Here is a 19,143-nt window from a genome sequence, read left to right on the forward strand (position 1 = left end):
TCTATCCTAGTAATCTAACTAAATATACTTCATTACAACAGCCATTGACTGCATTATAAACTTTCTTCGCTTGACTTTCCTTTTGTGCAAGCGCATAAACTGTAGGCCCACTTCCGCTCATAAGTGCGCCGTCTGCACCACATTGCAACATATTATTTTTTATCTTTTCAATTTCAGGATGCAATGACATTGAAACAGGCTCTAAACGATTAGATAAGCTTTGGCACAACCTTTGATAATCGCCATCATTAATCGCCTCTTCACACATCTTCGTATGTACATGATGCGCATAATTTAAATTAAGTGCTTTAAATATATCCGGTGAAGAAATCCCTAAGTCTGGTTTAGCTAAGACCACCCATGCAGATGGTGGTTTATTTAAAAACGTAATCTTTTCTCCTCTACCCGTGCATATAGCAGTTTTATTATATATACAAAACGGAATGTCTGTACCGATTTGTATACCTAATTCACTTAATTCATCTAAAGGTCTATTGAGATTATATAAACGGTTCATGCCTCGCATGGTAGCAGCAGCATCAGCAGAACCTCCTGCTAATCCAGCTGACACTGGGATATCTTTATCAATCGTGATAGTTACACCATGCGTTAAATCATATGTATCCATCATCAATTTAGCAGCCCGATAAGCAAGATTTTTATGATCATTTGGAACATAATTATGCTCTATATCTACAACAATTTTTTTATCATTTCTTTTTTGAAAAGAAAGGCGATCATTTAAATCCACAGTTGTCATGACCATCGCAATTTCATGATATCCATCATCTCTTTTGAAAAGTGTATCGAGCGTCAAATTTATCTTGGCAGGTGCCGTTTCATATATCATTTTTCCGCCCTCTCTTCATCAATAGTAATAAGATGATTTTAACATAAAGACTTAAAATATTTGATAGATACACCATAAATTTATGTAAAATCTTAATGTAAGCCATTTTAAATTCTCTTAATATACGTTTTCTACGATGAATAACAATATTAATATAAATAGTGCGTAAAATTTTATGTAAAATAGTCTTTTTGAGTTTTTATTTTAAAAAAACAGCAATAATGAAAAAGAGCATTGAACTCAATTTAAGCCCAATACTCAATCATTTTTATTATAGAGTTTGCATAACACTGAACTACTCTATGTTTATTATGTTCAAATTAGTGTGCAACTGCTTCTTGATGATTATCCTCTTCAAATGAAACTTGTACGTTCTCTGTAAGAACATCCGTATATGTATACGAAACTCTTTCAAAATTATGCTTATCTTGGTCTAATTCAACAATGAATACTGAAGGATATGTTTCTTTTAACACACCACAACGTTCAATTGTTTTTTTACGACCCCCGTTGGCTTTTAGTACAATACGATTTCCTAAATGACAATCAATAGAATTTTTGATGTCCAAAATTGATTTTGGCATATTGCTCCACCTCGCTACAAGTTACATAATACCACATTTTGTAGCAATTTGTCAAATAAAATTTAAATTTTATCAGTGTAAAAGCACTTTGTCAACAATTTAATTTTCTAATTCTGGGAAATTTTTCTTTTCTTCATACAAACGTGCAAAATCTTGTATTGAAAGTGTTTCACCACGTCTTTTAGGATCGATATCTGCTTGTTCAAGCCATTTTGAGATACTCTCTTTTAATTGTTTACCGTCTTTAAAGAAGTTTTGGTAATTATTATTTATTGTTTTACGTCGCTGTGCGAACGCTGCTTTAGCAAGTTTAAAGAAAGCCTGTTCATCGTCGACTTTAACAAGTGGCGTTTCTCGTTGCATTAACTTCACTACAATAGAATCCACATTCGGTGGTGGCATAAAGACAGATTTCGGCACAGTTAAAACTTTGCTTGTTTCGGTATAATATTGCGTGACGATAGATAAAGAGCCATACGCCTTTGTGCCTACTTCAGCATTTAAACGTTCGCCGACTTCTTTTTGCATCATTACTACATAGCCATCAATAGGAATATCTTGTTGCATTAAGTTAAGTAGGATAGGTGTTGTAATATAATATGGCAAGTTAGCCACAACCATAATTTTATCGCAATCATTTAAATGCGTTTCCACTGCTTTCGCTATATCCGCTTTTAATATATCCTCATTAATGATGGTTACATTATCATATGGTGCAAGTGTGTCTTTAAGTACAGGGATTAAACGTTGATCAATTTCAAACGACATTACCTTTTTCGCATGTTTAGCCAATTGCTCTGTTAAAGACCCCATACCTGGTCCTACTTCAATCACGCCAGTCGTTTTATCGATTTGGCTTGCATCAATAATTTTATGAATAATATTTACATCTATTAAAAAGTTTTGTCCTAAACTTTTTTTGAAATTAAAACCATATTGATTTAATAGTTCTTTCGTTCGAGAAGGTGTTGCAATATCTTTTCTTTCCACCTTTTATTCACTCTCCTTATCCATTGATAAAGCTTTACGTACATCCATTTCAGTATAGCCGAATGCATTAAGTTTTTTTAGTAATTGTTTGCCATTTGAATGTCCAATATGCAGTTTTTGACCTAATATTTCTCTTTTACGTCTTGCATCTTTGCCGATAATCAATCCTAAATCGATGAGCACACTTTTATCGATAGTTTCGTGTGCTTCTTCAAACGGTGAACTGACATGCATGAGGGCTTCTCTAATGTCTTCTGGATGTGCATGTTCAACGCCAATCTTTCCTCTTTTATTTTTAGCTTTTTCGCGGTCAATATATGCATGTTTAACACCCTTAACATGCTCCGTGATAGTGTTTCTAATTTTATCTCCTGGAAAATCAGGATCTGTTAACACAATCACACCTCGAGTTTCTTGTGCATTTTGAATAACAGCTAGTGTTTCCTTGTTAATGGCACTTCCATTCGTTTCAATCGTGTCACATTCTACTGCTGACTTAACACGTTCCGTATCATCTCTACCTTCTACAACGATAAATTCATTTATCTTCATAATTGATTATCATTACCTTTCAAGCTATTTCATCATTATTTTAACTTTTCAAAAATAAAAAATGAGAAAGATGCTGGTATTTATATCGTGATTTCCTCATAAAATGATACCACGACATCACTTGTTCAACATCTTTCTCACAGCAATTTATTGATTTAAATTAAATAATCGTTCTGCATTCTCAGTCGTTTGACGACATACTTCTTCGTATGTCATATCACGTAATTCAGCGATTTGTTGAGCAACAAGTGTCACTCTTTCAGGTTCATTACGTTTACCTCTATAAGGGTGTGGCGATAAATAAGGCGCATCTGTCTCCACAAGCAATCTATCCATCGGTACATGCTTAGCTACTTCTTTCGGTTGTTTAGCATTTTTAAATGTCACAGGGCCACCTAAAGATACGTAGAAGTTCAATTTATTAATGACTACATCTGCAATTTCAGGAGAACCACTAAAGCTGTGCATAATGCCTCCAACTTCTTCAGCATGTTCTTCCATTAAAATATCTACGCAATCTTGAGTCGCTTCACGATTATGGATAATAATAGGTAATTTCACTCTTTTAGCGAGTGCAATTTGTTTTCTAAATACTTCTTTTTGAACATCGGCAGGCGATTTGTCCCAATGGTAATCAAGACCCATTTCGCCAATACCAATAATTTTAGGATGCTGTGCTAATTGTTCAATCCACTCAAGGCGCTCTTCAGTGAAATCAATCGCATCAACAGGATGCCAACCGATAATACCGTAAATAAAGTCATATTTATCGATTAATTCCATCGCACGTTCAATCGTAGGTGTATCAAATCCAACCACAAACATGCGATCTACACCTGCTTCTCTAGCACGAGAAATAACTTCTTCTAAATCTTCATTATATTGCTCATCATTTAAGTGAACATGTGTATCGATTAACATTCTATCTCTCCTAACGTTCAAGGCTGGCCAAAAGACGTCATCTTTGTGACTCAGCCTCTTTATATTTTTATCGACAAGTCAGTTCTATTTTACAATCGCACCATTTGGAATAGCGCTTGGTAAGCTTACTAAAGTTAAAACGCCATCTTTTTCAGCAGATAAAATCATACCTTCAGATTTTTGGCCCATTAATTTAGCTGGTTTCAAGTTAGTAACGACTGCCACTTTCTTACCAACGATATCTTCTGGACGATAAAATTTCGCAATACCTGAAACGATTTGACGTTGTTCATTACCTAAATCGATTTGAATTTTTAATAATTTATCAGATTTAGGAACATTTTCAGCTTCAGTAATCGTTGCTGCTTTAATTTCAACTTTATCAAAGTCTTTAATATCAATTTGTGCTTTACCTGGTACTGCCTCTTCTTCAGTTGCTGCTGGTTGATCTGGTTGCATAGATTCTTTAATATACGCAATTTCAGCTTCAGTATCTAATCTTGGGAAGATAGGCGTTGGTTTTTCAGTAACCATAATTGGTTGTTTCAACGCGCCGTAGCTTTCAAGGCTAGCTAATTCGAATAATTCAGGATTATTAATATTTAATTGTTTAAAGATTTCTCTTGGAGCATTAGTTAAGAATGGACGTAATAACACTGCTGCGAAGCGAATATTCTCAACTAAATGAGCCATTACATTGCCAAGCATATCTTTTTGACTATCATCTTTAGCTAATACCCATGGTGTTGTTTCATCAATGTATTTATTTGTACGGCTAATGAATTTCCAAACAGTTGATAAAGCAACTGAGAATTGGAAGCTTTCCATATTCTCATTGAAGTTTTTCACTGTTTCAAGCGCAAGTGCTTCCATATCTTCATCTAATTCATGTTTTGGACCTTCATAAGCTGGAAGTTCACCTTGGAAATATTTGTTAATCATAGAAATCGTACGGTTCACTAAGTTACCTAAGTCATTTGCTAAATCATAGTTTGTACGTTCTACAAAGGCTTCTGGTGTGAACACACCGTCTGAACCAAATGGTAATTCACGCATTAAATAATAACGTGTAGCATCTAAACCATAACGATCAATTAATACGTTAGGGTCTACTACGTTACCTTTTGATTTACTCATTTTACCGTCTTTCATTAAAATCCAACCATGCGCAAAGACTTTCTTAGGAAGCGGTAAATCTAAAGCCATTAATAAGATTGGCCAAATAATAGAGTGGAAACGTACAATTTCTTTCGCCATTAAATGCACATCTGCTGGCCAATATTTTTGGAATAATTCATCATCATCTGATAAATAACCTAATGCTGAGATGTAGTTAACTAATGCATCAATCCATACATAAACAACGTGTTTAGGATTTGAAGGTACACGAACACCCCAGTCAAATGATGTACGTGAAACTGCTAAATCTTCTAAACCAGGTTTAATAAAGTTGTTAATCATTTCATTCTTTCTTGAAGGTGGTTGAATGAAATCAGGATTTGCATCGTAAAATTCTAATAAACGGTCTGTATACTTATTAATATTAAAGAAATAACTTTCCTCTTTAACTAATTCCACTTCATGACCTGAATCAGGGCTTTTACCGCCAACAATTTTTCCATCTTCATAGACAGGGTCTACAAGTTGCGATTCAGTGTAATATGTTTCGTCAGGAACTGAATACCATCCTTCATATTCGCCAAGGTAGATATCACCTTGTTTTAATAAACGCTCGAATACTTTTTCAACCACTAGTTTATGGCGTTCTTCAGTTGTTCTAATGAAGTCATCATTAGAGATTTCTAATTTTTTCCATAAACTTTTAATGCCGTTGATCATTTCATCAAGATATTCTAATTCTGTTTTACCAGCTTTTTGCGCTTTTTCTTGAATCTTTTGACCGTGTTCGTCCGTACCCGTTAAATAACGTACGTCGTAACCTTGCATACGTTTATAACGTGCAATTACGTCACCTGCAACCGTTGAATATGCGTGGCCGATATGTAAATTACCACTAGGATAATAAATAGGGGTTGTAATATAAAATGTTTCTTTCGCCATCAATGGTCCTCCTCTTCCTATATAACATGATGCTTAATATCATGTAAGCCCACTTTAAAGACTTATAAGTTAATGTTTTTCGTTACATTTCAATTATAACTCATATATTAAATTTATTGTCGTATCTTATTAACATTACCACAAATTGATTATATTATGGAATATTTCAAGCCCTTTTTGAAGGTCTATTTTTGAAAATGATTGTCTCTCTTATCCTGATTTCTACACCACAAAGTTATTTAATTTCATGATAAATATCATATACTTCGCCCGTCTTCATATGACGGTCTTCAGCTACTAATTTAATCGCTTTTTTAGGTTTCAAATTCTGTTCAGTAATATAATGGTTAACATGTTCTTCAATAGACAATGACTCAAACCATTGTTCTGTTTCAAGCGGTTTCGCACCTTCAATAAGAATGACAAACTCACCTTTTTGTGGAATCTCTTCCTTGTCAAAAGCAGCGAGTAACGTTTCCGCTTCTTGCATAACAATTTGTTCAAACTTCTTCGTTAGCTCTCGTCCTACAGCTACACGTCTTGAAGCATCTACTTTCATAATAGCTTTTAAAGTTTCTGTTACTCTAAATGGTGACTCATAAATAATTAACGTGCTATCTTGATACATTCTTTCTTGTAGAACCTCTATTTTTTCTTTTTCCTTACGTGGTAAGAAACCTAAGAACGTATACGTAAACGATGGTAGACCACTCGCCATAAGTGCTGTTAACCCTGCGTTAGGGCCAGGCACTGTTTCCACTGAAATATGATGTTGATGTGCTTCAACGACTAATTCATAACCTGGATCACTTATTAATGGCAAACCTGCATCTGATACTAAAGCAATATCATTTCCTTCATTCAATAAATTAATTAAATATGCTGTTTGTTGTTCTTTATTATGCTCATGATATGATTTTAACGGTGTTTGAATATCATAATGGTGACATAACTTCTTCGTTACTCTTGTATCTTCACATGCTATAACATCTACATTTTTTAACGTTTCAATCGCTCGAAATGTAATATCACCTAAATTACCTATCGGCGTGCCCACTAAATATAAAGTCGCCATCTGCATTCTCCTCAATTAATTTTATTTTTTGTTGTCTTGTGAAGGTCTTTATTTCGTATTCTCTACGCATGGCTTCTGATTTCGAAGTGTACGTTTCTTGATAAACTAACTCTACTGGCCGTCTTGTTTTAGTATATTTGGCCCCTTTTCCAGCATTATGGGTCGCTACACGTGCATCAACATCTTTCGCGTACCCAGTATATAAACTATTATCTTTACATTTTATAATATAGACATAATGGTTATCCATAATACACTTCTCTCATTTCATCACTATATTCCCCATCACTATTGTAGATATAAAAAGGAGGCGCAATTTCTAGCCCTGGTTTGCCATTCATACGTCCTTCCACTACAATTGTGACCGCTGATTTATTTACCTTACTATAAACAAACACTACTTTTTTAGGCTCAATACCAGCCTTGCGCATTTCCGTTAAGACGTCCATCAGTCTATCCGCTCGATGGACCATCATTAAACGGCCACCTTGTTTTAATAAATGACGGGCAGCTAACATGCAATCTTCTAACGTACACATAATTTCATGACGCGCAATTTTGTGCGCTTCTTTTTGATGTTGATGGAGCTGGTTCTCTTTAAAGTAAGGGGGATTGCAAGTAACGAGTGTATATTGTGATGGTTTAAAATAGCGATATACCTCTTTTAAATCCAAATGATGCATCTTCAAACGATGGTTGAGTTGATTATACTCATAGCTACGACGCGCCATATCTACAAGTTTCTCTTGAATCTCAACACTTTCAATCATTTGTGTACCCTTCGCAGACAATAATAATGAAATCACGCCATTACCAGCACATAAGTCTAAAATCTTGTCTTTTTTTCTCACTTCAGTAAAATGCCCTAATAATAACGCATCAGTTGAAAAAGAGAACACATCATCATTTTGAATTATTTTTAAATCTTCTTTTATTAATTCATCCAATCTTTCTTGATCTTTCAGCATATATTTACTCCTAAAAAAGAGATGTCTTTACAACACACTTAATAAACAACTCGTGTTGAAATCCATCTCTGTCTATTAGAAACTGGCATAAACCTCTATATCCAGTATTAAAATTTTTCGTTGTTAACTATTTAACACGTTCAAGCATAGTAAACAATCTTCACCTAATCGATGTTTACCAAATAATTCACCATTGCAAATATGGAAGCCTTCACTATATAAAACAGCTAAATTATCTTTACTTGGTAATGGTTTTTTCACATTTTTAGTAGAACGTTTGTCTTCTTCATTATCTTTTGAAGTTGTCCCTTTTGGTTTTGTAGGATTAACAGGTTTGTTCACTTCGGAATCTTGTTCACTTTTTGCCATTAATGTTTTTAAATTATCATTTTCAACTTGTAACGCGACATTTTCTTCTATAAGGTCAATCGTTAGTGATTTAAGTTCGGTCATATCTTGATTTAAACGTGTTACATTGCTTTCAAGTTGAATTATCTTTTCAAATAAATCATTACGATTCAAACGTGACGCACCTTCCTTAATTAAAAGCTTTTAATTCTTCCATTTTATACTCTAGCGGTTGTTCAAGACCTTCAATTTTAACTTGCATTGAAATATCTAATATATTCAAACCAACTACTCGACCTTGACCTTCTGGCGTTTCCACTTGGTCGCCTACATCTGGTAATTGTGCTCTTGCTTCTTCATAGAAATCATTCTCATATTTAAGACAGCACATCAAACGTCCACATGCGCCAGAAATCTTGGTAGGGTTAAGAGATAGGTTTTGATCTTTCGCCATTTTAATAGACACTGGCTCAAAGTCACCTAAAAATGTAGAACAACATAATGATCGACCACATGGACCGATGTCTCCAAGTAATTTAGCTTCATCACGCACACCAATTTGTCTTAATTCGATACGTGTTTTTAAATTTTGTGCCAAAGCTTTTACTAATTTTCGGAAGTCGATACGATCATCTGCAGTAAAGTTGAATATCACTTTAGATTTATCTAATGTATATTCACAATTCACTAAACGCATATCTAATTGTTGTTCTTTCACTAATTCTTTGCATAGTATTAGTGCATCCTCAGCATCCGCTTCATTACGATAATATGTTTGAATATCTTCGTCAGTTGCTATTCTTATAATTTCTTTTAAAGGTAATGTAACATCCCCTTCTTCCACCTCTTTAGATGGAAATCGTACATTACCAATTTCAATGCCTCGCTTTGATTCGACAACGACCCAATCGTCTTTCTGTAAGTCTAAATCTTTAGGCGCATAGTATTCCAATTTCCCTGCTTTTTGAAATTGTACACCTACGATGTTTGGCATTTTATCTCACACCTTTTATAACTATTTGTTCAAATACAAGCGTCGGATTAACATTTTGCATTAATTTTTTGTGTGCTTCTGTAATTTGGTCATACATCAATATAATTTGATTAAATGTTAGTTGTTTAGCATATGATTCAATTTCAGCTTGTAAATCCGAATAAATATAATCTTTTTTTGTCTCTACTTTAGCATGCATAATATCTTCAAAGAAAGCATTCACTGCAGCTAAAGTGAGCGTCTGTAATTTCCGACTCTTCGCATTTTTTAATAAATCAATAATCCCAATTAACGCCATCGGTTGATTCGTAATTAACAATTCACACCAGTGAACAATCACTTTCCTAAGCGCTACTAAATCATGTTCTTCATTTAAATCTTTAGCAGTATCTAATTGTGTTGTATATGTACTCAACATTTCAGCTACTGCACGATTCACATCATGTTCAACTAATCTATCTATAAAATGTTGCTTATCACTCGGTTTAAAGTAAACATGTTGGCAACGTGAATGAATGGTATCTAAAATCTGTTCAGGTTTCGTAGACATTAAAATCGCCACTGTATTATTAGGTGGTTCCTCTAAAAATTTTAATATACTATTTTCCCCTTGAACAGTTAACTTTTCAAAATCTTCTATTACATAAACTTTATATGTACCTTCAATTGGAAGTTGATTCATGCGATGCACAAGTTGCTCAATCTGTTCTTTCTTAATTGCATTTTCTTCTGAAGCTACATACATAAAATCCGGTTGATTATAGTGATCTACTTTCAACTCGCATTGTTGGTCTCCGTCACAAAGAATAAGTTTTGCAAATTCCATAGCTACATAACGCATGGACTCAGCATCATCGCCTTCGAATAAATACGCATGAGACAATTTATTCGAACGGTACGCATTATCTAATTTGTGTAGTTCATCCATTTTGCATACCCCTTATTCATTTTACTTATATAAAAAGGCTGCCTATCACAGCAGCCGAATATTGTATCATCATCTAAGGTGTCATTAAATTCTAGTTTCTACATTAATTTTCTTAGTTATTAAAATCTGTGGAATGCTTCGACTGGCATTACAAATACTGTAGCGCCTCCAACTTCAACTTCAACAGGATAAGGTATGTAAGAATCTGCACTACCACCCATTGGTGTCATTGGAGAAACAAGTTGATCTCTATTACCACAAGTATGATCAATTACAGATAAAATTTCATCAACGCGGTCATCATCAACACCACATAAAAATGTCGTATTCCCCGCTCTTAAAAATCCACCAGTAGTTGCTAATTTTGTAGCTCTAAAGTTATTTTTAACGAGTTGGTCTGAAAGTTCTTGACTATCTTGATCTTGGACGATCGCTATAATCATTTTCATTTTAAAACACCTCTTCTAGTTATTATATCATAATTTTTTTAAAAAATTTAAGATTATCTCATATGTTTCATCAACAACTTCATCAATACTACGAGTAGCATCAACCACGCTAAAACGTTCTGGTGTTGCTTCAATCACTTGATGGTAACCTTCAATGACTTTTTCATGAAAAGCCATATCTTCTTTATCAAGTCGATTCTGGTTGCGTTGATTTTTTAATATTCTATCTCGACCAACTTCAGCAGTAATATCGAGATAAATTGTTAAATCAGGATATAAACCATTAATAGCAAAATCATTTAATTTTTTAACTTCTTCAATACCTATACCCCGTGCGTAACCTTGATAAGCGAACGAACTATCAATATATCGATCGCATAAGACAATTTTATGATTTTCTAGTGCTGGAATCACTTTTTCCACTAGATGTTCTCTTCTCGAAGCCGCAAATAGCATCGCTTCAGTACGCATGTCCATCGTGCCACTTTCAAGTACCACTTTACGAATCTCTTCCCCAGTTGGTACGCCACCTGGTTCTCTTGTCGTTACTAGTTCATAATTTTGAGCTAATTTATCAGATACACGTTGAAGAACTGTAGTTTTACCTGAGCCTTCAGGTCCCTCAAATGTTATAAATGCAGACATATTATTCATCCTTAATTAATATTTTTCCATTATTAATACCTTCTACTCTGTTGCCATTTTGAAGATAATATCGCATCAATTTTACCATATTCTTTGTCATCCGCTCTCCTTTTAGGAAAATGGGAATTCCTGGAGGATATGGAATAATGTGTTGCGCTAAGATTTTGCCAATAGCATCCTCTAATTCAATCCAATTCGTTTGAGAAATATGCTGAGAATCATAGACGCCTGCCTCTAATGTTATAGGCAACATGACTTGTTCCTTTTTACGTTTAGGTGGCAATGTTATCGTTTCTATCTTTTTTAATAATAAATCAAATGGGTAAACGTCATCTTTATGCCATAACGGAAGTATAAGTAACACTTGATACTCATCTGCCAACTCTACATAAATGTGCGCTTGTTCAAACCATGTTTGAATGTCATAACCAGAATAACCAGAATACTGAATTAATAATTTTGAAGGGTCATCCACTTCGATAACGTCAAAACCTTTATTATTAAGCGTTGTAACAAATTGTGTTCTCTTTTCAAAAAATAGAGTGGTTTCGTAAGTTTCAAAAAATTGATGTGCTAATTCAATACTCGCCATAACTAAATAAGAAGGGCTCGATGTTTGAAAGTAACCCAAATAACGAATGACATCTTCTTTAAGTGGAGCATTCTTATGTATAAAAAGAACTGAACCCATGGTTAATGCAGGTAATGTTTTATGATAAGACTGCACAACGTAGTCAGCGCCTGAGTCTAAGGCCGATTTAGGAAATCGCGTTAAATTGAAATGGGCCCCGTGTGCTTCATCTACAAGAACTGGCACATTGTATTGATGTAATTCTTCAACTATCTCATTAATATCATAGGTCTCTCCATAATAATTAGGATAAGTTAAAATTGCTAATTTCTGATTGTTAACCGTTAAATTTTTTAAATTAGGACTTAAATATTGATGGCTAATATTACTTTGTAGCATTGGCATAAGATCAGCGCCTTGTTGAGCAATATCTATCCCATGAAATACAGATTTATGGACATTTCTACTAATTAAATACTTACCTTTTATGCTGGAAAATGCTTGAACAACTGACAATATACCTGACGTCGTCCCATTAATTAATAAATATGCATCATAATCAGGATGTTTATTAATATTTTGCATGCTCTCTAGGATAATTTCTTCGGGATGATGTAAATCATCTAGCCCTGTAATTTCGGTCATATCCATTTTTAAGTCTAATTGATTTAGGAAGCCAATAGTCATATTTTTATGGCCTGGAACATGTAATGAAATAGCTTTTTCATTTTTCAAAACATTAAGTTGTTGATTAATTGGAAGTTTCAATGAGGACACACTTTCTAAATTTTTTATCGAACTTGTGATAAATCATCGTCTCCATTTCGCTGATTGATCCAATTCGATTTACTTAATCCCATAATATAGCAATCTCTATATTCACCACGAGTATAAAAATGTTCTTTTAGCTCACCTTCTACGGTAAAATTTTGACTTTTATAAATGTGGACTGCTTTTTGATTATTTACATCAACATATAAATATATTTTATTCATATTCAATACTAAGAATGCATAATCAATCGCCATTTTGAACGCATTTTTAGCGTAGCCTTTATTACTATGTTGAGGGTCTATGATAATTTGAATCTCACAATTTCTATGAATAAAGTTAATTTCTACTAATTCAACTACGCCTATAGAAATATTATTATCTTCAATAATGAAACGACGTTCCGATTCATCGAGGATATGTTTTTGATATAAATTTTGTAACTCACTAAGTGACTGGTAAGGTTCTTCAAACCAATATGCCATAATTGAATATTCATTGTTTAAATGGTGCACAAATTTCAAATCAGTTTCTTCTAAAGCTCTAATTATCATTTATAAGCACTCCCTTAATTGAAATTCTAGGGAATTGATTAAGAAAAGTAAATAATAATGACAAAAAAGAGATGTACACCTCTAAGTTAGTTTGAGTCTAACTTTCGGTATACATCTCAATTAGATGATTATAGACTTTGAGAGATATTAATTTTTATGCGTCTCGTCTTTTTTTCTTCTCAGTATAAATATTGAACCTAATGCTAACAATATACTTGCAAGAGCACTTGAAGGGTTAGTATTAGTTTGTCCAGTTTGTGGTAACTCCACTTTATGTGGACTGAGTTTATTCTCTTCTTTGTGAGTATTTACAGATATTGGTGTAGATGAATGTAACGGTTTATCAGTACGTTTAGGTGACGCTTTGAAACGACTTACTTTATGTGTTTTATCGACTTTTTTATTATCAACTTTTTCATACACATACGTTGTAATGCCATCATGTTCAATAACTATACCAGTATATCTCCAGCCACCTGGAATTAATAAATACGGAGGCTTGTTACCTTTTTCCACTGTAGTAATTTCATGTCCATTTTTATCAATATAACGCGTTATATGGAGTTCTGGAATTTCTACCTGTGGCGGATTATTCGGTATATTCGTTTGGATCTTTTCGTATACATATGTTGTAACGCCATCTTTCGTTGTTACTTTTCCTGTATATTGCCATTTATCTCCCACTACGCCTGGCGGTGGTAAAGTTCCTTTCTCTGTACCTTTCACTTCGTTACCATCAATATCTATATAACGTGTTATATGAAGTTCTGGAATTTCCACTTGTGGTGGATTATTCGGTATGTTCGTTTGGATCTTTTCATATACATATGTTGTAACGCCATCTTTCGTCGTTACTTTTCCTGTATATTTCCATTTGTCTCCCACTACACTTGGCGGTGGTAATGTACCTTTTTCTGTACCTTTCACTTCGTTACCATCGATGTCGATATAACGTGTTACTTGTAACTCTGGTATTTCTACCTGTGGTGGATCATTTGGGATATTTGTTTGAATTCGGTCATATACATACGTTGTAATGCCGTCTTCTGTTGTCACTTTTCCTGTGTACTCCCATTTATCTCCAATCATTCCCGGTGGCGGTAATGTGCCTTCTTCTGTTCCTTTCACTTCGTTACCGTCGATATCTATATAACGTGTTACTTGGAGTTCTGGTATTTCTACCTGTGGCGCTTCATTAGGTACTTGTTCATAAAGTACTACAGGTTCGTACACATAATGAACTTCAATTGTTTGCTTACCAACAACTGTCCCTGTTTGATTATCAGGGGTTGCTATTAATCGATAACTTATCGTCTTTTTAACAGGCCCATTATCATCTGTTTCATAACTTACTCGATTAGGTATTGTAGCTGCGGTTGCTGTATAACTTGTTCCATCTACTTCATGATCAGCCACAGTAACTTGAGGGCTTAAAACTTCTCCATCAGTTGTTTTAAAATCAGCAACTACATTTCCTTCAAAGACCTCAGTATAAATCAAATGAACTTTTTTCGTTTGTGCTTTTACATATTGACCCAAAATAGGATCCATTTGTTTATCAACTTTCACAAATCTATAGTGGTGACCTTGATTGTTAATTAGTTGAGGAACGCTTGCTTGATATTCTGTATTCTTTGCTCCTTGAGACGTAGTTGGGCTCTGAATTACATTACCATCTTCGTCTGTATAACTAACTACTAATGTTCCTCTATTATCTTCAGTTTCTAATTCAACTTTGTTACCTGCTAACCAAGAATTATCTACACCACGTGAAAATATTTGTGAGTGTGACTTAGTTAATATTGGTGCATCAGGTGGCACTGTTACTCGCACATTAGTTTGGAAATTTTCTCCTTTTCTTAATACAAGTGGCGTATCAAATACATATTTTACAGCTGTAACTTTTGTTAAATCAGTAGGGTTAGAAGTGTACGTTCCATTTTGAACATCGCTATCAGTAGTATAAACTACTCGATATTTTGTAGTATCTGGTACTAAAGCAGTTAAATTCGTTTTCACATTATCTTTTGGAATGGTAACTACTAATTCTTTTATTACTCCATCACTATTAGTGAAATTGACTGTATTAGTTTGTAAATTAACACTATCTCCTAAATTAACATCAACTTGTGATCTATCAAAACTATTAGTCGAATCTTTACCAATAGTTAAAGTTGAGGCAAATTCTTTAGCAAGTGCAATTTTAAAAGGTATATCTATCACAGAAACATATTTTTCATTTGTACTTAAATCATCTGTAATTACATCAGATAGTTCAAGTTGATTTTGTGTTAATGACTGTTCATTAGTAGGACGAACAATTTCTGAATTTTTATCCCATATCGTAGCATATCTAATTGAATATGTACCATTAGGCAATGTTCCTTTATTATAAATGTCAAATGTAATTTCTTGTGTATCCTGTGTTAAAGAGCTACGCGTACTCGTTGCATTTTTTTCAGATTCATTCCAGTCATAGCCTTCTGGTGCCTTATAAAGATATAGTGTTCTTCCACTATTCTTATAATTTTTAATCACTTTCACTGGATCAAGTACAGGTCTAGTTTTTAGTTTATTTCCATTAGTAGTTTCATAATATGCGTCATTCCACCAAGTTGAAGTTCGTATAAGTTTATTATTAGTCCATGATCTTACATTGCCAAGTGCTGTACCATCTGGAACACTTAATGATAGATAAACATTTTTGATGTTATCTAATTTATCGTCTACGATGTCAGAACTGTTATCTAAAAGGTCTTTACTTAAATATTTCATATAATCTTTTGTATTTGCCTTAACTAAAACATTGGCTTTGTCATTATAATTCAGTAAATTTCCAGAAGACCCATTTGTATTTCTAACAATAGGACTTGTTAATATATGCGGGAACCCCTCTTTAGTGTGAATATAAGAAAATCCACCATTTAATAAATAACCTGACAAACTACGAGTTGGAACTGCGCTTGCTGCTTCCAATGTATTTTGAGGCACTTGGTCGATAACAATTCCGTTTTGCATTTGTCTAACATTATCGTCCTTAGCTGCCGTTTCCCATCTATGTTCATCTACAGCATAAGTTAACTCAGCATTCCACTCGAAAATGTCTTTTTGCTGATCACTATCAGGAGAAACAGTATCTCTAATTACTGGTGTTTGTAAAATAAGATGTTGATATTTAGCATCTCCAAAGTTATATGTTTTATTGTCATTATTAAGTTCTGACCACTCAGCAAGTTTAGTTGTCGTACCATCATTGTTAACACCATATAAAATAAATGGAGATTTTAAGGCAATACCTTTTGCAGCATTCTTATCTCCTGATCCATTGTTATACCGAATTTTCTCAAGTGGCCAAGTTAAAGATGTGAAATAATCACCATCTTGTCCTGGCGGTAGTTGTATAGAATGCATATATGCTGGTGCATATTTATTAGACTGATCACGGTCATTAATGTATTTAGTCACTCTAAATTGTTCATGCGTATGATCGGCTTTAGTAAATAAACGGGATGGTTCTAAAGTACGCGTAGCAGCAAAATAAACTTTATCTGTCGCTTTACCAGCTTCGTCAATCATTTTAAATTTAATACCTTCAGGATCAGGTACATTTTGAATGTAATCTTGTCCATTTGGTAAGCGACCTACTGTTTGCCAATTCATGTTAACTTTAATGAAACCATCTCTCTTAAACTGTTGAAGTACCTCAGGTGTAAGCGCAGATTTTTTCAACTTTAGAACTGGACGATATCCTACATATGGTAATTTTTGTCCTTCAGTTAAATGCATATGAATGCCAGTATCATCTTGAGTCCAAAATTGATTACTTGGCGTTTCTGTATCGAGTTCAAGCCAACTAGGTATGTTTTGTATATTATATTTAAAGTCAGTGTAACGGCTATAGTATCTTGGTGTAATCGCATCATCACGATTTTCTAAGAACCAATTATCGCTTGGTAATGGAACTTGGTAACGATAGTTATCCGATTTATCTGAGACTGTACCATCTGATTTTATAACGCCGATAGTTGGTGATGTGCTTGAAGGAATTTTAGGTGTTATTTGCCAAACAGATGTAGGTGCTGGTTGACCACGATCAACATATAATCCACCTTTAACGTTATCAAAAGTCGCGTTAGTTTGTTTAGTCGTAACTAATGTATCTCCTTGATACATTTTCATAGTTGAGGTAACTACATCCCCATCTCCCGGTCCAGTCCAAATCATCCCACCAATAACTTGATTGATGTTAATTTGTCCAGCAGAAGTTCCCGCAATTGGTCTTAAATCAAATTGATAACGCCACGTATCTGTATCTGATAAATCAGTCTTCTTCGTCACATATTCTGAATTAGAAAAAGTAGGCGCTGTCAAAATGAATTTCTTAGGCGCTTCGTAAACCAACTTCCCATTATTAATAGCTCCGTGTCCGGAACCAGTAAATGAAAATGATGTATTAGTTTCACGTCGGTTGTTAATTAAATCAGAAGTAATATTATATCTTTTATCAGATGAACTTGTTCCACTAAATACAAAATCTCCTGCCAATTGATCATCTGATGAATCGGCATCACGTCTAACACGTTTTTTAACAACTTTAGCTGCATCAACTGGAGTGATATTATTAAACTCAGTTTGTTTATTTTTATCAAACTCATTATTATCTGATACTTTGTCATTTTCTCGAATATTACTAGTGCTCTGAACTTGCTTATTAGTCAATTGATTTTCAAGCAATTGACTATTATCAACTTGTTGAGTGTTGTTAGTTATTGAAATTTTATCGTTATTATCAGCCTTTTGCTCATTTAACTGTAATTTACTATTTTTAGAAACATTCAGCTTTTCATTACTTACTGTTACATCATGAACTTTGTCCTGATTTTGAGCTATATTTTTATTATTATTATCTTGAGGTGTTTTAGCCTTATCATTATCTATATTTGTTGAAGGCAATTTGTTATTTTCTTCTTTATTTTGTTTATCAGAAGCATTAACACTATCTTTTGCTTCGGCTGCATGTGCCTCATTATTAACCCCAAATACTAGAAAAGATCCTACTAAAATTGATGCGATACCTACTGAAAATTTTCTAATCGAATACTTATTTTGGATATTCGGTTGAAAGAAGTTATTCTTGTTGTTATTTCTGTCCAATTATTTCTTTTCTCCTTATTAATATACTATTGTGAGGCTATTTCTTTATTTCTCCATACTCATAGTTAGAATACTATGTACAGAAACTTAAATCAATATAAATATTATTTAATTTTTATAAAGTTGCTAGAAATAAAAATCAGCCTATCTCTGCACTATAATTAGGTTTATTTCTTAAAACTTTATAACTATAGTTATACATCTTACATTAATGGTTTAATCTTCTTTTAAAGTAAAAAAAGAGACCTTACGGTCTCGATATCGGCTCATCGCATCCATACGATTTAATTGCCTGGCAACGTCCTACTCTAGCGGAACGTAAATCCAACTACCATCGGCGCTAGGGAGCTTACTTTACTTTGAGGCAAGCGCTCGCATCTTTCTTCATTATCGTCTTTCGTTTGCTCATTTAGCCCAACTAAACTCGCTGCTCTCTTTCCTCAATTCATCAGCTTCAATCGCTTTCTCTTCGAAAAGCTAAATAAACTGTTTCAAAGTCTCTTCGAAATTTATATTTTTATTGCTTAGAATTTCTTTCTTTTCGCCTACGGCCTTATTATCTTTTTAAGCATAAAAAAAGAGACCTTACGGTCTCGATATCGGCTCATCGCATCCATACGATTTAATTGCCTGGCAACGTCCTACTCTAGCGGAACGTAAATCCAACTACCATCGGCGCTAAGGAGCTTAACTTCTGTGTTCGGCATGGGAACAGGTGTGACCTCCTT

Annotated in this window: 17 protein-coding genes and 1 rRNA gene; all 18 read right to left on the bottom strand. The window is 33.9% G+C overall.

Features of this window, described 5'->3' with window-relative positions; genetic code table 11:
- Nucleotide 1: 1 nt before the first annotated feature.
- Entirely contained in the window at nucleotides 2-850 is an 849-nt protein-coding gene (ispE, locus tag E2558_RS11560) for a 4-(cytidine 5'-diphospho)-2-C-methyl-D-erythritol kinase (RefSeq protein WP_126566282.1), read from the bottom strand.
- 320 nt (nucleotides 851-1,170) lie between these two features.
- Nucleotides 1,171-1,434 (bottom strand): biofilm formation stimulator Veg, encoded by a 264-nt coding sequence (gene veg / locus E2558_RS11565; RefSeq protein ID WP_002461480.1) that lies wholly within the window; start codon nucleotides 1,432-1,434, stop codon nucleotides 1,171-1,173.
- A 99-nt stretch (nucleotides 1,435-1,533) separates the two neighbouring features.
- The gene (rsmA, locus tag E2558_RS11570) at nucleotides 1,534-2,424 is read right to left on the bottom strand and encodes a 16S rRNA (adenine(1518)-N(6)/adenine(1519)-N(6))-dimethyltransferase RsmA (protein WP_126566280.1); all 891 of its coding nucleotides are present in this window, start codon (nucleotides 2,422-2,424) and stop codon (nucleotides 1,534-1,536) included.
- Between the two features lie 3 nt (nucleotides 2,425-2,427).
- A complete protein-coding gene (rnmV, locus tag E2558_RS11575; protein ID WP_126566278.1) occupies nucleotides 2,428-2,976 on the bottom strand; it encodes a ribonuclease M5 in 549 nt (182 codons plus the stop codon).
- A 147-nt stretch (nucleotides 2,977-3,123) separates the two neighbouring features.
- Entirely contained in the window at nucleotides 3,124-3,897 is a 774-nt protein-coding gene (locus E2558_RS11580; RefSeq protein WP_103298607.1) for a TatD family hydrolase, read from the bottom strand.
- An 84-nt stretch (nucleotides 3,898-3,981) separates the two neighbouring features.
- On the bottom strand, nucleotides 3,982-5,958 hold the full coding sequence (metG, locus tag E2558_RS11585; protein WP_126566276.1) for a methionine--tRNA ligase: 1,977 nt from the start codon (nucleotides 5,956-5,958) through the stop codon (nucleotides 3,982-3,984).
- A 235-nt stretch (nucleotides 5,959-6,193) separates the two neighbouring features.
- Nucleotides 6,194-7,033, bottom strand: a complete 840-nt coding sequence (rsmI, locus tag E2558_RS11590; RefSeq protein WP_126566274.1) for a 16S rRNA (cytidine(1402)-2'-O)-methyltransferase — start codon at nucleotides 7,031-7,033, stop codon at nucleotides 6,194-6,196.
- Nucleotides 6,996-7,283, bottom strand: coding sequence for a GIY-YIG nuclease family protein (locus E2558_RS11595; RefSeq protein WP_126566272.1), 288 nt, complete (start codon nucleotides 7,281-7,283; stop codon nucleotides 6,996-6,998). The genes rsmI and E2558_RS11595 overlap by 38 nt, the downstream gene beginning before the upstream one ends.
- On the bottom strand, nucleotides 7,276-8,001 hold the full coding sequence (locus E2558_RS11600) for a tRNA1(Val) (adenine(37)-N6)-methyltransferase (RefSeq protein ID WP_126566270.1): 726 nt from the start codon (nucleotides 7,999-8,001) through the stop codon (nucleotides 7,276-7,278). Before E2558_RS11600 ends, E2558_RS11595 begins: the two co-directional genes overlap by 8 nt.
- Nucleotides 8,002-8,124: 123 nt before the next feature.
- Nucleotides 8,125-8,523 carry a DNA replication initiation control protein YabA gene (yabA, locus tag E2558_RS11605; protein WP_126566267.1) on the bottom strand — a complete coding sequence of 133 codons (399 nt, stop codon included), beginning with the start codon at nucleotides 8,521-8,523 and terminating at the stop codon, nucleotides 8,125-8,127.
- A gap of 16 nt (nucleotides 8,524-8,539) precedes the next feature.
- Nucleotides 8,540-9,343 carry a PSP1 domain-containing protein gene (locus E2558_RS11610; protein WP_126566265.1) on the bottom strand — a complete coding sequence of 268 codons (804 nt, stop codon included), beginning with the start codon at nucleotides 9,341-9,343 and terminating at the stop codon, nucleotides 8,540-8,542.
- Between the two features lies 1 nt (nucleotide 9,344).
- The gene (locus E2558_RS11615) at nucleotides 9,345-10,271 is read right to left on the bottom strand and encodes a DNA polymerase III subunit delta' C-terminal domain-containing protein (RefSeq protein ID WP_126566262.1); all 927 of its coding nucleotides are present in this window, start codon (nucleotides 10,269-10,271) and stop codon (nucleotides 9,345-9,347) included.
- A gap of 119 nt (nucleotides 10,272-10,390) precedes the next feature.
- A complete protein-coding gene (locus tag E2558_RS11620; protein ID WP_126566261.1) occupies nucleotides 10,391-10,720 on the bottom strand; it encodes a cyclic-di-AMP receptor in 330 nt (109 codons plus the stop codon).
- Nucleotides 10,721-10,747: 27 nt separating this feature from the next.
- A complete protein-coding gene (gene tmk, locus E2558_RS11625) occupies nucleotides 10,748-11,365 on the bottom strand; it encodes a dTMP kinase (protein WP_126566258.1) in 618 nt (205 codons plus the stop codon).
- A 1-nt stretch (nucleotide 11,366) separates the two neighbouring features.
- Nucleotides 11,367-12,704 (bottom strand): aminotransferase class V-fold PLP-dependent enzyme, encoded by a 1,338-nt coding sequence (locus tag E2558_RS11630; RefSeq protein WP_126566256.1) that lies wholly within the window; start codon nucleotides 12,702-12,704, stop codon nucleotides 11,367-11,369.
- Between the two features lie 23 nt (nucleotides 12,705-12,727).
- Complete coding sequence (locus tag E2558_RS11635; RefSeq protein WP_126566254.1) at nucleotides 12,728-13,261, bottom strand: GNAT family N-acetyltransferase; 534 nt, start codon at nucleotides 13,259-13,261, stop codon at nucleotides 12,728-12,730.
- Between the two features lie 147 nt (nucleotides 13,262-13,408).
- Nucleotides 13,409-18,415 carry a YSIRK-type signal peptide-containing protein gene (locus E2558_RS11640; protein ID WP_135789034.1) on the bottom strand — a complete coding sequence of 1,669 codons (5,007 nt, stop codon included), beginning with the start codon at nucleotides 18,413-18,415 and terminating at the stop codon, nucleotides 13,409-13,411.
- Nucleotides 18,416-19,043: 628 nt separating this feature from the next.
- Nucleotides 19,044-19,143: ribosomal RNA gene (gene rrf, locus E2558_RS11645) — 5S ribosomal RNA — on the bottom strand; the annotation flags it as partial.

Source organism: Staphylococcus pragensis, assembly GCF_004785665.1.
Taxonomy (GTDB): Bacteria; Bacillota; Bacilli; order Staphylococcales; family Staphylococcaceae; genus Staphylococcus; species Staphylococcus pragensis.

Coding starts and splice junctions, on each gene's coding strand:
- ispE (WP_126566282.1), bottom strand. CDS start 850: ATGATATATGAAACGGCACCTGCCAAGATAAATTTGACGCTCGATACA.
- veg (WP_002461480.1), bottom strand. CDS start 1,434: ATGCCAAAATCAATTTTGGACATCAAAAATTCTATTGATTGTCATTTA.
- rnmV (WP_126566278.1), bottom strand. CDS start 2,976: ATGAAGATAAATGAATTTATCGTTGTAGAAGGTAGAGATGATACGGAA.
- E2558_RS11580 (WP_103298607.1), bottom strand. CDS start 3,897: ATGTTAATCGATACACATGTTCACTTAAATGATGAGCAATATAATGAA.
- metG (WP_126566276.1), bottom strand. CDS start 5,958: ATGGCGAAAGAAACATTTTATATTACAACCCCTATTTATTATCCTAGT.
- rsmI (WP_126566274.1), bottom strand. CDS start 7,033: ATGGCGACTTTATATTTAGTGGGCACGCCGATAGGTAATTTAGGTGAT.
- E2558_RS11595 (WP_126566272.1), bottom strand. CDS start 7,283: ATGGATAACCATTATGTCTATATTATAAAATGTAAAGATAATAGTTTA.
- E2558_RS11600 (WP_126566270.1), bottom strand. CDS start 8,001: ATGCTGAAAGATCAAGAAAGATTGGATGAATTAATAAAAGAAGATTTA.
- E2558_RS11610 (WP_126566265.1), bottom strand. CDS start 9,343: ATGCCAAACATCGTAGGTGTACAATTTCAAAAAGCAGGGAAATTGGAA.
- E2558_RS11615 (WP_126566262.1), bottom strand. CDS start 10,271: ATGGATGAACTACACAAATTAGATAATGCGTACCGTTCGAATAAATTG.
- E2558_RS11620 (WP_126566261.1), bottom strand. CDS start 10,720: ATGAAAATGATTATAGCGATCGTCCAAGATCAAGATAGTCAAGAACTT.
- tmk (WP_126566258.1), bottom strand. CDS start 11,365: ATGTCTGCATTTATAACATTTGAGGGACCTGAAGGCTCAGGTAAAACT.
- E2558_RS11635 (WP_126566254.1), bottom strand. CDS start 13,261: ATGATAATTAGAGCTTTAGAAGAAACTGATTTGAAATTTGTGCACCAT.